The organism is Nocardia sp. NPDC057440 (genome assembly GCF_042802915.1).
GTDB lineage: Bacteria > Actinomycetota > Actinomycetes > Mycobacteriales > Mycobacteriaceae > Nocardia.
Map to the genome: position 1 here is coordinate 79,382 of NZ_JBHVDF010000007.1, position 14,141 is coordinate 93,522.

The 14,141-nt window shown below is 66.8% G+C and carries 10 protein-coding genes; 4 read left to right on the forward strand and 6 right to left on the reverse strand.

Annotation, left to right across the window (positions count from 1 at the left end; genetic code table 11):
• The first annotated feature begins 355 nt into the window (after nt 1–355).
• Together car and ilvD are read left to right on the forward strand one after the other, a co-directional pair.
• Nucleotides 356–3,850 (forward strand): carboxylic acid reductase, encoded by a 3,495-nt coding sequence (gene car / locus ACFU4Z_RS16415; protein WP_379063640.1) that lies wholly within the window; start codon nt 356–358, stop codon nt 3,848–3,850.
• A 126-nt stretch (nt 3,851–3,976) separates the two neighbouring features.
• Nucleotides 3,977–5,692 carry a dihydroxy-acid dehydratase gene (gene ilvD / locus ACFU4Z_RS16420; protein WP_379064284.1) on the forward strand — a complete coding sequence of 572 codons (1,716 nt, stop codon included), beginning with the start codon at nt 3,977–3,979 and terminating at the stop codon, nt 5,690–5,692.
• A gap of 997 nt (nt 5,693–6,689) precedes the next feature.
• On the opposite strand, the gene ACFU4Z_RS16425 is transcribed toward ilvD, so the two are convergent.
• From ACFU4Z_RS16425 to mftR, 6 genes are all read right to left on the reverse strand, one after another.
• A complete protein-coding gene (locus ACFU4Z_RS16425) occupies nt 6,690–9,083 on the reverse strand; it encodes a SpoIIE family protein phosphatase (RefSeq protein ID WP_379063642.1) in 2,394 nt (797 codons plus the stop codon).
• Nucleotides 9,080–9,715 (reverse strand): SpoIIE family protein phosphatase, encoded by a 636-nt coding sequence (locus tag ACFU4Z_RS16430; RefSeq protein ID WP_379063644.1) that lies wholly within the window; start codon nt 9,713–9,715, stop codon nt 9,080–9,082. Before ACFU4Z_RS16430 ends, ACFU4Z_RS16425 begins: the two co-directional genes overlap by 4 nt.
• Entirely contained in the window at nt 9,708–10,133 is a 426-nt protein-coding gene (locus ACFU4Z_RS16435; RefSeq protein ID WP_379063646.1) for an ATP-binding protein, read from the reverse strand. Before ACFU4Z_RS16435 ends, ACFU4Z_RS16430 begins: the two co-directional genes overlap by 8 nt.
• Complete coding sequence (locus ACFU4Z_RS16440; protein WP_328400287.1) at nt 10,111–10,500, reverse strand: STAS domain-containing protein; 390 nt, start codon at nt 10,498–10,500, stop codon at nt 10,111–10,113. The genes ACFU4Z_RS16435 and ACFU4Z_RS16440 overlap by 23 nt, the downstream gene beginning before the upstream one ends.
• Before the next feature lie 12 nt (nt 10,501–10,512).
• Nucleotides 10,513–11,418: an STAS domain-containing protein gene (locus tag ACFU4Z_RS16445; protein ID WP_328400289.1), complete on the reverse strand. Its 906-nt coding sequence runs from the start codon at nt 11,416–11,418 to the stop codon at nt 10,513–10,515.
• Between the two features lie 121 nt (nt 11,419–11,539).
• A complete protein-coding gene (gene mftR, locus ACFU4Z_RS16450; RefSeq protein WP_379063649.1) occupies nt 11,540–12,130 on the reverse strand; it encodes a mycofactocin system transcriptional regulator in 591 nt (196 codons plus the stop codon).
• Between the two features lie 40 nt (nt 12,131–12,170).
• Here mftR and mftE point away from each other — a divergent pair, with 40 nt between their 5' ends.
• Nucleotides 12,171–12,887 carry a mycofactocin biosynthesis peptidyl-dipeptidase MftE gene (gene mftE / locus ACFU4Z_RS16455; RefSeq protein WP_379063651.1) on the forward strand — a complete coding sequence of 239 codons (717 nt, stop codon included), beginning with the start codon at nt 12,171–12,173 and terminating at the stop codon, nt 12,885–12,887.
• Nucleotides 12,884–14,110 carry a pre-mycofactocin synthase MftD gene (mftD, locus tag ACFU4Z_RS16460; RefSeq protein WP_379063653.1) on the forward strand — a complete coding sequence of 409 codons (1,227 nt, stop codon included), beginning with the start codon at nt 12,884–12,886 and terminating at the stop codon, nt 14,108–14,110. Before mftE ends, mftD begins: the two co-directional genes overlap by 4 nt.
• Nucleotides 14,111–14,141: the final 31 nt, after the last annotated feature.

The window sequence follows — 14,141 nt, forward strand, 5'->3', positions numbered from 1 at the left end:
GGCATGTTCGCGTGCCGTGCGAGTTTTCTTGCCGTCACACCATACCGCCCTGGATTGTCCTTGGGGTGAAGTCCTTCGGAGCGAGCGCGTGGCAACGGTTCGGCGTGCCGCATCGCCCGAGTCGGATCGCCGCGGACAGAGAAATAGCAGACCGAGTTGAATGAGATGTGGGTCACATCGAAAGCTTGATGCTATAGGTGTATACCAGAAAGGGTAGTTATCTGAACTAATTACAGTCTCAACTAATTAACAGATCGAAAGAGGGAAGTCCGGTAGTTGTCTCCCTCGCCGACGTCAGCGGCTTCATCCGGCGTCGGTCTCTCGTGTGCGATATACGACCAAGGGAGGCTTGATCATGTCGATCGACACTCCAGCAGGGCGGCGCGAACAGCGCATCGCCGAGTTGTATGCCCGTGATCAGCAGGTTCGCGACGCCGAGCCGTCCGAAGAAATCACCGCGGCGCTGGGCCGACCCGGACTGCGGTATGCGCAGATAGTCGCGACGGTTCTGGAGGGCTATGCCGATCGTCCCGCGCTCGGGCAGCGGGCGTTCGATTTCACTACGGACGCGGCAGGTCGGCGCGCGCTCCGTCTGCTGCCCGGATTCGAGACCATCACGTACCGGGAACTGGGCGAACGGGTCGGCGCGGTGGCCGCCGCGTGGCATCACGACGTCGAACATCCCGTGCGCGCGGGCGATTTCGTCGCCATACTCGGCTTCACGAGTGGCGACTACGTCACGCTCGATCTGGCCTGTGCAGAGCTCGGCGCGGTGGCGGTGCCGCTGCAGGCGGGGGCCGCGGTCGCCCAACTACGGGCGATCATCGCCGAGACCGGCCCTCGAGTTCTCGCCGCGACGCCGGAACTGCTCGATGCCGCTGTCGACTGCTTGCTCGACGAGGTGCCCACCGAACATCTTGTCGTCTTCGACTATCACCCCGAGGACGACGCGCAGCGTGTGGCGGTCGAATCGGCGCTACAGCGGCTCGCGGACGCCGGTAGCGCGATTGTCGTCGAAACGCTCGATTCGGTGCTCACCCGCGGCCGTGCAGCGCCCCCCGCGCCCCTGTTCGTTCCCGACGCCGACGCCGATCCGCCGGCCGTGCTGATCTACACCTCTGGGAGTACGGGCACGCCCAAGGGTGCCGTGTACACCGATCGGCTTGCTGCCGGCATCTGGGTGGAGACGACCGCCTGGTTCGATTCGACCACAGCGCCCACGATCGGCGTGAACTATCTGCCCCTGAGCCACCTCGCGGGCCGTCTCACCCTGTCGGGGATTCTCGCGCGCGGCGGCACTGCTTACTTCACGGCGAGAAGCGATATGTCGACGCTGTTCGAGGACATCGCTCTGGTGCGCCCGACGGCGGTGATATTCGTTCCACGCGTCTGTGACATGATTTTCCAGCGTTATCAGAGCGAGCTCGACCGGCGCGGCGCCACCGAGCAGCAGGTGAAAACTGAACTGCGCCAAGACTTCCTCGGCGGGCGTATTGTCTCCGCCTCGGTGGGCTCGGCGCCGCTGGCCGCGGAGCTGAAGACCTTCATGGAGTCCGTCCTGGATGTGGAGTTGCGCGATGGCTACGGCTCCACCGAGGCGGGTGGGGTGCTGGTCGACAACCAGCTGCGCCGGCCGCCGGTGCTCGACTACAAACTCGTCGACGTCCCCGAGCTGGGATATTTCCGGACCGACCAGCCGCATCCTCGCGGCGAACTGCTGCTGAAGACGCGCACCATGATTCCCGGGTACTATAAGCGTCCCGAGGTCACCGCGCAGATCTTCGACCCGGACGGCTTCTACAAGACCGGCGACATCATGGCCGAGATCGGTCCAGATCAACTCGTCTATGTCGACCGTCGCAACAATGTGCTGAAGCTGTCGCAGGGCGAGTTCGTGGCCGTCTCCCAGTTGGAGGCCGTCTACGCGGGTAGCCCGTTGATCCGGCAGATATTCGTCTACGGCAGCAGCGAACGCGCGTACCTGCTCGCAGTGGTCGTGCCCACCGTGGCGGCTCTCGATACCGCCGCGCTGAAGGGCGCGATCGCCGCGTCGTTGCAGCAGGTCGCGAACGAGGCCGATCTCAACTCCTACGAGATCCCGCGCGACTTCCTGATCGAGCCCGAGCCGTTCACGATCGAGAACGGTCTGCTCTCCGGAATCGGTAAACTGCTGCGGCCCAAGCTCAAAGAGCATTACGGCGCGCGACTCGACCAGTTGTACAGCGACCTCGCCGAACGGCAGGACAACGAACTGCTCGCCCTGCGGCACACCGCTGCCGAGCTGCCGGTGCTGGAAACGATCAGCCGGGCCGCCCGCGCACTGCTGGGTTGCGCGACAACAGATATCCGTCCGGACGCCCAGTTCACGGAACTGGGCGGCGATTCTCTTTCGGCGCTGTCGTTTTCGAACCTGCTTCACGACATTTTCGCGGTGGATGTGCCGGTCGGCGTGGTCATCAGCCCCGCGAACGGGCTCCGTGATCTCGCCGATTACGTGGAAAGGGCGCAGAATTCGGGTGTGCTGCGGCCGACACTCACCACGGTCCACGGCCGCGACGGATCGGCGATCTACGCCGGTGACCTGACCCTCGACAAGTTCATCGATGCGAGGACCTTGAGCGCCGCCGAGGCATTGCCCGCGCCCGACGGCATCACCCGGACGGTGCTGCTGACCGGAGCGAACGGCTACCTGGGGCGCTTTCTGTGCCTGGAATGGCTGGAGCGGCTGGATGAGTCCGGTGGCACGCTGATCTGCGTGGTGCGCGGCAGCGACGCCGTGGCAGCAAGGCAGCGGCTCGACGAGGCATTCGACAGTGGTGACCCGGAGCTGGTCGAGCACTTCCAGGAGCTGGCCGCCCGCCGCCTCGAGGTCCTGTCCGGCGATATCGGCGAGGCGAACCTCGGCCTCGACGACGCGACCTGGAATCGTTTGGCCGACAGCGTCGATCTGATCGTCCACCCGGCTGCCCTTGTCAACCATGTGCTCCCCTACAGCCAGCTGTTCGGGCCGAACGTGGTCGGCACCGCCGAAGTGATTCGCCTCGCGATCAGCAGGCGGCTCAAGCCCGTCACCTATCTCTCGACGGTGGGCGTCGCCGCGCAGGTCGAGCCAGGGCTGTTCGACGAGGATGGTGACATCCGTGATTTCAGCTCGGTGCGTGTCATCGATGAGAGCTATGCCAACGGCTACGGCAACAGCAAGTGGGCGGGGGAGGTGCTGCTGCGTGAAGCCAACGACCTGTGCGGTCTACCGGTCACGGTCTTCCGCTCGGACATGATTCTCGCCCACAGCCGCTACCGCGGGCAGCTCAACGTGCCGGACATGTTCACCCGCCTGGTGCTGAGTGTCGTCGCGACCGGCATCGCGCCGTCCTCCTTCTACGAGACCCGCTCCGACGGCGCGCGACGGCGCGCCCACTACGACGGGCTGCCCGCCGACTTCACCGCGGCGGCGATCACCACGCTCGGCAGCCTCGGCAGGGCAGGGTTCCACACCTTCGATGTGGTGAACCCGCACGACGACGGCATATCCCTGGACAACGTCGTGGACTGGCTGATCGACACCGGCCACCCGATCCAGCGCATCACCGACTACCGCGACTGGTTCGACCGTTTCGAGACCGCGCTGCGCGCACTGCCCGAGAAGCAGCGCCAGGCCTCGGTACTGCCCTTGCTGCATGCCTACGCCCGTCCGGAGCACCCGATACGCGGCTCGGTCATCCCGGCCAAGACGTTTCAGACCGCCGTCCAGACCGTGCGAATCGGCCCGGATAACGACATCCCCCACCTATCGCCCCAGCTCATCGCCAAATACGTCACCGACCTCCAGCATCGCGCGCTGCTGGTCTAGCCCGGCACGAGCGCCACGAACGGGACATCTCCGCGGCGCTGCCCCGGGTATCGGCGCAGCGGCGTCCCGTCGATCTCGGCGTCTACCGGCGTGGTCGGCGGCCGCGGGCGATGTGGTGGGAGGATGATGAACGGCGTGTCCAATGATCCGAACAGTCCCGATATCAAGCCACGCAGCCGCGATGTCACCGATGGGTTGGAGAAGACCGCCGCTCGGGGGATGTTGCGAGCGGTCGGAATGGGGGACGGCGACTGGGGGAAGTCGCAGATCGGGGTGGCCTCCTCGTGGAACGAGATCACCCCGTGCAATCTGTCGTTGGATCGACTGGCGACGGCCAGCAAGGAAGGTGTGTTCGCCGGGGGTGGTTATCCCATGGAGTTCGGAACAATTTCGGTCTCCGACGGCATCTCCATGGGGCACGAGGGGATGCACTTCTCGCTGGTGTCGCGCGAGGTGATCGCCGACAGCGTCGAGACGGTCATGCAGGCCGAGCGCCTCGACGGCTCGGTGCTGCTCGCCGGGTGCGACAAATCCTTGCCGGGCATGCTGATGGCGGCGGCCCGGCTCAACCTGGCCAGCGTGTTCCTGTATGCGGGATCTATCCTGCCTGGGATCGCGAAAATGTCCGATGGCAGCGAGCGCGAGGTGACGATCATCGACGCGTTCGAGGCGGTCGGCGCGTGTTCGCGCGGGCTGATGAGCCGCGAAGATGTCGACGCGATCGAGCGGGCAATCTGTCCGGGTGAGGGCGCTTGCGGCGGGATGTACACCGCCAACACGATGGCCAGCGCGGCAGAGGCCATGGGCATGTCGCTGCCGGGCAGCGCGGCGCCGCCCGCGACCGACCGCCGCCGCGACGGCTATGCCCGGCGCAGCGGCGAGGCCGTCGTCGAGTTGCTGCGGCGCGGGATCACCACGGCCGACATTCTCACCAAAGAGGCCTTCGAGAACGCGATCGCCGTGGTGATGGCATTCGGCGGCTCCACCAACGCCGTGCTGCATCTGCTGGCGATCGCGCACGACGCGAATGTCGAACTGACGCTGGAGGATTTCGCCCGTGTCGGCCGTCGAGTACCGCACCTCGCCGACGTGAAACCCTTCGGCAAGCACGTGATGACCGATGTGGACCGAATCGGCGGTGTGCCGGTCATGATGAAGGCGCTGCTGGATGCCGGGCTGCTGCACGGCGACTGCTTGACGGTGACCGGGCGGACCGTGGCGGAGAATCTGGCCGAGATCGCCCCACCGGACCCCGACGGCAAGGTGGTCCGTGCCATGGAGTCCCCGATCCATCCGACCGGCGGCATCACCATCCTCGAGGGATCACTCGCACCCGGTGGGGCCGTGGTGAAGTCGGCAGGCTTCGATTCCGAGGTATTCACCGGCACTGCAAGGGTTTTCGATCGCGAACGGCCGGCGATGGACGCACTCGAAGATGGCACCATCGCGGCCGGTGATGTGGTGGTGATCCGGTACGAGGGTCCCAAGGGCGGTCCGGGGATGCGCGAGATGCTCGCGATCACCGCGGCCATCAAGGGCGCGGGCTTGGGCAAGGATGTCCTGCTGCTCACCGACGGACGTTTCTCCGGCGGCACCACCGGACTGTGCGTCGGCCACGTCGCCCCGGAAGCGGTGGACGGCGGCCCGATCGCCTTCGTGCGTGACGGCGACCAGATCCGCCTCGACGTCGGAGCGGGCACCCTCGACCTACTGATCGAAGCCGACGAGCTCGACCGCCGCCGCGAGGGCTGGCAACCGTTGCCGCCCCGCTACACCCGTGGTGTGCTCGCCAAGTACGCGAAGCTGGTGGGGTCGGCGTCCTACGGTGCCGTGTGCGACTGACACCCCGTCGAATCGAGATCGTGCGCCGAAGCATCTGCGGCGCACGATGATTCGGCGTCGGAATCCGACAAATCGCCCGGTCCATGAGACCTGCTGTGTGCCAAGCGAATCTGATCGAATGCGGATCGATCGCACACCGGACAATTCTCGCGAATGGGTGCCACTGCTACTTCTCGGCAACCCGGCTGTTGGTGACAATTCTCAATGACGTTGCCCCCGAGGGGAACTCGAAGGTGCCCACCTCCGGGAATCTGAACGTGTCACTGCGCCGTGACGACGAGAGCAACCTGTCTGATGTCGGTGGCCGGAGGGCGGTCGTGTCGCCCGGCATTCCGGCACCTGACCACCTAGGCTCCGGCTGGGCCATCGGTTGGTGACATGCGCGACAGTGTAAGCACATCGATGCATGTTGACCTGCAGAATGTTGGATTCTGTTGTCCGCGCTCGCCGTAACCCTCATTTACCGACGAATTCTGATCTAAAATGGGGGCATGTAGGACCCACGTGGTCCGACCTGGCGCCCTCGTTGCGCCCCACGATCTGAAGATTGATTCGGCTGGCGGGGCCCGGGTAATGCATTCGGCCGGGGTGCCGCAGAGTTGGGGTGCCCGGCACGGAGAATCTGCCTGCCGAGGAGACGATGATGGTCCAGGGAATCGGAACCGAACACGACGACGATTTCGAGCAGGTGCCGGTGATCTGGCCCGACCCGAGCCCGTTGGACGCTTGGTGGCGTCGCGTGATGGCCGCTCCGAGTGACGCAACCGGTGATCTGTCACATCCCGGGAGTGCATCCGGTCGCCGTATGTAATTCGGCGCGGCTGTCATTGCGCGCGTGACAGTCTCGAACGCCTTTCACCGAAACCGGTTGTGCAGGAAAAGGATCAGCGCGCACTCGAGGTTTCCCGGTATACGGACGCGATCGGGAAACCTCCTCTCCTGCCTACCGGGCGGCGGTGCGATCGGAACCCCTGATACGTCGGTAGTCGATGCGTCGTCAGCTGGAAATACGGCGCTGTGTGCCGCGCAGTGGGTTTGCCACCGGGGATTTGATCGCGGGCAGGGTGACCGACATGCGGACGGTGGTGCCGGGGCCGGCATGGTCGATCTCCAGCTCCTCGGTCAGCGCTCGCATCATGTCGATGCCCCGGCCGCGATAGCCAGGGTCGGCCGAGCGCGGCTTCCATGTCCCGGCGTCGGTGACCACGATGACCACCGTCTCGGTGTCGCATTCGGCCGTCAGCTGGACACGGCCCGCATCCGGCGTGTCGGTGGCGCCGGTGGCGCGGCCCATCGACGCGTCGGTGGATCGTACGGGTCGGTTCACGGGCAGCGCGCCGTCGCGGTAGGCATGTTCGATGCTGTTGCTGCATGCCTCGTTCGCGGCCGCGATCAGATCCGAGGCGAGATCGTGCGGCACCGCGGCGGCGGCTAGCCAGGCCTTCAGGCTCCGGCGCATCGCCGAGAGCTGATCAGGGTTGGCGGGCACGTCCAGCCGCAGTGGAGCGGGCGGTTGTCGGTAGACCACCATGGCGACGTCGTCGTCGTAGCCCGCGGCCGGGCGCAGCCGCGACAGCACCGCGTCGGCCACCTCCCGTGGTAGTCGGCCGGGGGTGTCCGCGAGCACCGCGCAGATCTTCGCGAAGCTGTCATCGATGTCGACACCGCGCTGTTCGACCAACCCGTCGGTGAACAGCACCAGTGTCGAGCCGGGTGCGAGGGCCGTGGTCGCCTCCGGGCGCCGCGGCACGTCGAAGGTGGCCAGCGGCACCGATCGGCCGCCCTCGAGCAGCCTGCCCGGTTCGCCCACGTCGGCGAGGATCGGTGGCATATGACCGGCGCTGCTGTAGCGGACCAGCCCGCGCACCGGGTCGAGCACCGCCGCGCACACAGTGGTGCACATGGCGCCGGGAATGCGCGCCGCGACAGTGTCGAGCTCGGCGAGCAACTGGGCAGGCCCCGCGCCGCCGAGCAGCAAAGTCTGTGCGGCCGTGCGCAATTGGCCCATCACCACGGCGGCGGATAGGCCTCGTCCGACGCAGTCGCCGACCACGATGCCGATCGTCCCGTCCCGCAAGGGCACCACGTCATACCAGTCGCCGCCGATCTCCAAGGGCGGCAACGCGGGCTCGTAGTGCACGGAGAACCGCGGCGGCAGCTCGATCGGGCCGAGCATGGCACGCTGCAGTGTCAGCGAGGTGGAACGCGCTTGATCGAAGTTGCGCGCCCGCTGCACCGCCAGGCTCAAGTGGCCGATGAGCAGGGAGAACAATGTCCAGTCCGCGGCGCTGATCGCGCGCGGTGCGGCGAAGCGCAACCACAATGCGGCATCACCGGTCTCGCCGAGTGGAGCGACGATGCCCTCGGAGCTTTCAGTGCCCTCGGGGATCGCGATCAGGCTGCGGCCCGGCCTGCGCCGCGCCCGATCGAGCAGCGCCCGAGCCCGGGCGTCGAGCGCGTTCCCCGCAGGCGCCGGCTTCCTGGCCGCATCATCTGCCGACTGGATCTGGCCGGTGTTCGCGGGGCGATCGGTGATCTGCGCGCCGCCGGAGACGTAGACCTCGGGGCCGGTGTTGCGGCTCGGCCAGACCGAAACCACGGCGGTTTCGGCGCCGACCGTGCGCCGCAACTCGTCCAGCCCGACGGCGAGCACCTCGACCACGCTGGTGGCCGCACCGACGGCGGTGGCCAGCCGGGAGGCGGCCTGATCGCGGGCCTGCGCGTCGTGTTCGGCCGTCACATCGCGAATGGTGCCGACGAAGATCTGCTCATTGTCGTCCGGCTTGATGAGGGCACTCGTGCTCACCGCGAGCCAGACCGTGCGGCCGTCGCGGTGCTGGATCGGAATGACGAAGCGCTGTGCCTCGGTGCCGAGATCGGGATAGCGCGGGCCCTGCGGCATCGACCACGGATGCGGCAGCGGGTAGGGGATGTCGGCGGCGCCGTACCCGGTCAGCGCGCCGAACGCGGAATTGACCTCGACGATGGTGCCGTGCGAGTCGGCGACGAAGAAGCCGTCCTGCAGCGACTCGACCAGCGCGGTGCGGAAGGCGTCGCGGCCCGCGAGATCGTCTGCGCGGGAACGCTGTTGCTCGTAGCGGCGGTTGCCGTCGAGGAATCCTCTGGTGGCGATGTCCAGCGCGGCGAGGGTCTGCAAGAGGAATTCCAGCGCCGTCTCGGCGAGCTTGCCGTCCTGATGGTCGGCGGGCTGCTGGGCGGCTTGCACGACACGGAAGTGGTTTTCGGTGAGGTCGAGCAGGCTGATGCCCTCGACGAGGGCGCGGCGGCCGAGGTCGTAGCCTTCGGCGAGGCCGGCCTGCGTCGGCGCATCCAAATGCCGCCGAAGCGCATCCGCGTAGGCGTCCTGAAATGCGGCGAGCGCAGCGGTCATGTCGTCACATCCGGTGGGCCGCCCCGATGACGTGCGGCGAGTACCAGAGCGTCATCGGTGTCCTTGGCGTGTTTGGCGAGGATGTCGGCGGTGATGTCGGCGGTGGACTTCGACAGATCGATGCTGTCGGTGGAGTCGATGACGATCCCGTCGGTCGACATCAATAGTAGGTCTCCCTGGCGCACCGCCACGGTCTGCGGCTGTAGGTTCTGCGGTAGCCGGTAGCCGACGATGCCGCCGCTCAGCAGCACTGTCGCGCGGATCGTCAGACCGACGGGGCCACGGGTGAGCACCTGGGAGTCGACGTTCCCGACGCCGAGCCAGCGCACCGTGTCCGCATCGTCGAAAAGCACTAAAGACACTGCCGCGCCGCGGGTTTCGGCCATGGCTCGATGGCACAGCACCATCAGGACATCCAAGGGTTCAGCGCGGTTTTCCGCGAGTATCTGTGCGGCGCGATCGGAGGCGTCGGCGGCGGCGGCGCCATGGCCGAGACCGTCGAGCACGGCGAAGAGCACGGTGCCGTTGCCCGCGTCGAGGACCACGCAGCGATCACCGGAAACCTGTTGGCCCGGCAGCGCGCGACCGGCCACCGCCCACTCGATTCGGCCGATGAACCCGTCCTCATGCACCGTTGGGTACCCACTTCCACATCTCGATCAACGTGCCGCGTCCGGGCGCCGAATCGATGATCAGGCGGTCCATCAATCGTCGGGCGCCGGGCAGGCCGAGACCGAGGCCGCGTCCGGTGGAGTAGCCATCGTCCAGCGCGCGGGCGATGTCGATGATGCCGGGACCTTGGTCCTCGGCCTGAACCACCAGCGCTTGACGCCCCTCCCGGTCGTCGAGCAGCAGCCGGATCTCGCCGCTGCCTGCGTAGCTGGTGATATTGCGAGCAATCTCGGAGATGGCTGTCGAGATCATTGTTCGATCGGTCAGAGAGAATCCGAGCTTGGCTGCCAGTTCACGTCCGGCCTGTCGTGCGATCACGATGTCCCCGGACACCCTGACCGCGATCACCAAGTTCTCAGCGGCCACTGTCACGACCATCTCGCTGGCGACGGGCTGGGGTTTTGCGGTTCAGCCAGGCGAGGCCCTCTTCGAGGTCGAGGGCGGTGTGCATGTCTTCGAACGTGAGCCCGAGCTGCACCATGGCGAACGCGACTTCGGGCTGCAATCCGACGATGACCGTTTCGGCGCCGCGGAGCTGCGTCATGTGCGCGATGGTACGCAGCGATCTCGCTGCGAAAGAATCCATCACATCGATCGCCGTGACGTCGACGATGATGCCGTGCGCCCGATATTTGCTGACCTGCTTCATCAGGTCGTCTTGCAGGCGCTCGGTGTCGGCGTCGGTCAGTGCGGACTGTACCGACGCGATGAGGAATGTGCCTTGCTTGAGTATCGGGACCGGCATCAGTTCGCCTGATCAGCGTCCGTCGCGTTCGATGGGCCGATCCGTCACGCGGGTCACCTCGTAGCCCAGCAAACGTTCGGCTTCCTCGATACCGCCCTGCAGGTCGCCGACGGCATTCATCTTGGACAGATCGAGTCCGATGGTCACCAGTGTCAGCGCGATCTCCGAGGACAGACCGGTGATGATGACGTTCGCGCCCATCAGGCCCGACGCGTCGACGGTCTGCACCAGGTGGTTGGCCACCGTGGAGTCGATCGCGGGCACACCGGTGATGTCGATGACGACGACCTTGGCGCGGTTGGCGCGGATCGCGCGCAGCAGCTGCTCGGTGAGCTGGCGCGCACGCTGACTGTCGAGCACACCGATGATCGGCAGGATGAGCAGCTGCTCACGGACCTGCAGCACCGGGGTCGACAGCTCTCGAATGGCTTCCTGCTGCTGCCGGATAACTCGCTCGCGCTCCTGGACAAAGGAGATGGCCACGGTGCTCGCGATGCGGTTGGCGGCCGGTTCGTAGGCGTCGAGCACGGCATTCAGTAGCTCGAAGTCGGCTTGGTACTTCTCGAACAGCGAGCGGGCGAGCACGTCACGCAGCAACAGCACGATGCCGAGGACCTCGTCGGTCTCGACTCCTCTCGGAATGATGCGTTCGGAGAGATCGCGTGCGTAGGCCTGCAACGCTTCGACGCTACCGGTCTCGAGCACCTCGACGTAGTTGTCGTAGACGGAGGTCGCCTCGGAGAAGATCTCCTCGGGAGTCATTGCGGTCAGCAGCTGGGCGTCGGTGATACGCCGGGCCCATTCCTCACGCAGCGCGGTGCGGTTCTGCCGCAGGTGTTCGACCAACTGTGGAAGCAGGTTGTCGACCGGTCCTGCGGTCAGGGAATCCGCCGAAAGGCTCATGGACACCTCGGACATGGAAACTCCAGCCCCTTTCGACGGGTGGGTCGGGATTCGTACGTTCGGCTGCGAGCCGCTACCGAGCCTAGTCATACCCCACCGGAGTTGCTGGCGAAACCTGCCGGTCCTCCGCCGGGTTTCACGGTGACGCCGCGAATCCGCGAGCCAGACCGGCCAGCGCCGCGTCGAGGTAGACCGTCAGGTCCGCGTCGGCCCTGGCGAGCCAGGCGTCGAAGGCGGCGCGCGCGGCGGCGAGGGTGGTGCGCCCGACCGCGAGGGGGAGCAGTGCGTCCTGCGGCTGGCCGAGCCGTTGCGCGGCGAAGGCGCTGACCGCGCGTTCCCAGGCGTCGTAGTGCGCGCCCGCGGTGGCGGCGAGTGCGGGGACAGCGCCGACGAGCTGCATGCGGGTGCGCAGCTCGGCGACGTCTTCGGCGCGATATCGGTTGGCGTTCACCACAACTCGGCGTACGGCGGTCATCATCGGCACCTCGTCGGGCACCGTGGCGAAGGCTTCGCGCAGCGCGGCGACCTCGTCGTCGAACTGATACCAGAGCACTTCCGCCTTGGTGGGGAAGTATCGGAAAAAGGTGCGTCCGCTGATGCCCGCGGCTGCGGCGATCTGCTCGACGGTCGTCTCGTCGAAGCCTTGCTCGGTGAACAGGCGCATGGCGATCAGCTCGAGTTCGCGCTTGGTGGTGCCCCTGGGGCGGCCGCGCGTCGGAGGTGTCACGGCTATTGATTATGTCAGTGACTGACGATAATCTCGCGACGTGTTCGAAAATGTCCAGGTGGCGGATCTCACGTGGCCCGAGGCGGGCGAGCGTGCCGCCGCGGGCGTGATCCTGGCCGTGCCGGTGGGCGCCACCGAACAGCACGGTCCGCATCTGCCGCTGTCCACGGACACCGACATCGCGGTGGCACTGTGCACGCGGTTGGCCGCGGTGCGGCCGGATGTGCTTGTCGCGCCTGCCGTCCCGTACGGCTCCAGCGGTGAGCACGCGGGCTTCTCCGGCACCCTGTCGATCGGGCAGGCCGCGTTGGAGCTGCTGATCGTCGAGCTGTGCCGTTCGGCCACCGATACATTCGACCGCATCCTGCTGGTCAGCGGGCATGGCGGCAATCTGGAGCCGCTGCGCAAGGCGTGCGCACTGTTGCGCGGCGAATCCCGTGACGTGCACATATATATGCCCCGATATCGGGGCGATCCGCACGCGGGGCGCTCGGAGACCTCGATTCAGCTGGCGCTGGCGCCGGGCCGGGTCCGCGCCGAGCGCGCGGTTGCCGGCGATACCCGGCCGTTGACCGAGATCCTGCCGCTGATGCGGGCGGGGGGAGTTCGTGCGGTGAGCGCCAACGGCGTGCTCGGCGACCCGGCGGGTGCGACCGCGGACGAAGGCACGGCACTGCTCGCGCATCTGACCACCGATCTGAACGACCAGATCCGGCTGTGGTGGCCGGCAGCTTCCCGGGAAAGGACCGGAACATGAACCCGTGGTTCGAAACAGTCGCCGAGGCGCAGCGGCGCGCGAAGAAACGTCTACCGAAATCCGTGTACGGCGCGCTGATCGCCGGATCCGAGCGTGGCCAGACCATCGAGGAGAACCAGCTCGCCTTCACCGAGCTCGGCTTCGCGCCCCACGTCGCTGGTCCGATCGGTGACCGAGATCAGTCGACAACCGTACTGGGGCAGCAGCTTTCGATGCCGGTGCTGATCTCGCCGACCGGTGTGCAGGCTGTGCACCCCGATGGTGAAGTGGCCGTCGCTCGCGCGGCGGCTGCGCGCGGGATCGCGATGGGGCTCAGCTCCTTCGCCAGCAAGCCCATCGAAGAGGTGATCGCGGCCAACCCGTCGACCTTCTTCCAGCTCTACTGGTGCGGCAGCAAAGAAGAGATCCTGCAGCGGATGGAGCGCGCGAAGGCGGCGGGCGCTGTAGGGCTGATCCTGACCCTCGACTGGTCGTTCTCACACGGCCGCGACTGGGGCAGTCCGGTGATTCCGGAGAAGCTCGATCTGCGTGCCATGCTGCGTTTCGCGCCGCAGACCCTGATCAAGCCGCGATGGCTGAGCACCTACTTGAAGTCCGGTCACATTCCCGACCTCACCGCGCCGAATATGGCCATCGGCGACGGACCCGCCCCAGGGTTCTTCGGCGCCTACGGCGAATGGATGGGCACCCCCGCACCCGACTGGGCCGACGTGCAGTGGATCTGCGAACAGTGGGCAGGCCCGGTCATGCTCAAGGGCGTGATGCGCGTGGACGACGCATTGCGTGCGGTCGATTCGGGCGTGGCCGCCATCTCCGTCTCGAATCATGGCGGCAACAATCTCGACGGCACCCCGGCCGCGATTCGGGCGCTGCCCGTCGTCGCCGCTGCCGTCGGCTCACAGATCGACGTGGTTCTCGACGGCGGCATCCGTCGCGGCAGCGATGTGGTGAAGGCGGTCGCGCTCGGTGCGCGCGCGGTGATGATCGGTCGCGCCTACCTGTGGGGCCTGGCCGCCAACGGCCAGGCCGGCGTCGAGAATGTTCTCGACATCCTGCGCGGCGGCATCGACTCGGCGCTGCTCGGGCTGCGCAAGACGTCGGTGCAGGACCTGGATCGGTCGGACCTGATCGTGCCGGAGGGCTTCGAGCGCGCACTCGGGATCCCCGCGCGCCCCGTCGATGTTCCTGCGCGCCCGGCTTCGGAGCCGGTCGTCGCCGGATAGTCGGTGGATGGCTGCCCCGGACCCGCGTCCG

What these genes read in the sequence shown, in the direction of transcription:
- car (WP_379063640.1), top strand. Translation starts at nt 356, where the DNA reads ATGTCGATCGACACTCCAGCAGGGCGGCGCGAACAGCGCATCGCCGAG.
- ilvD (WP_379064284.1), top strand. Translation starts at nt 3,977, where the DNA reads ATGAACGGCGTGTCCAATGATCCGAACAGTCCCGATATCAAGCCACGC.
- ACFU4Z_RS16425 (WP_379063642.1), bottom strand. Translation starts at nt 9,083, where the DNA reads ATGACCGCTGCGCTCGCCGCATTTCAGGACGCCTACGCGGATGCGCTT.
- ACFU4Z_RS16435 (WP_379063646.1), bottom strand. Translation starts at nt 10,133, where the DNA reads ATGGTCGTGACAGTGGCCGCTGAGAACTTGGTGATCGCGGTCAGGGTG.
- ACFU4Z_RS16440 (WP_328400287.1), bottom strand. Translation starts at nt 10,500, where the DNA reads ATGCCGGTCCCGATACTCAAGCAAGGCACATTCCTCATCGCGTCGGTA.
- ACFU4Z_RS16445 (WP_328400289.1), bottom strand. Translation starts at nt 11,418, where the DNA reads ATGTCCGAGGTGTCCATGAGCCTTTCGGCGGATTCCCTGACCGCAGGA.
- mftD (WP_379063653.1), top strand. Translation starts at nt 12,884, where the DNA reads ATGAACCCGTGGTTCGAAACAGTCGCCGAGGCGCAGCGGCGCGCGAAG.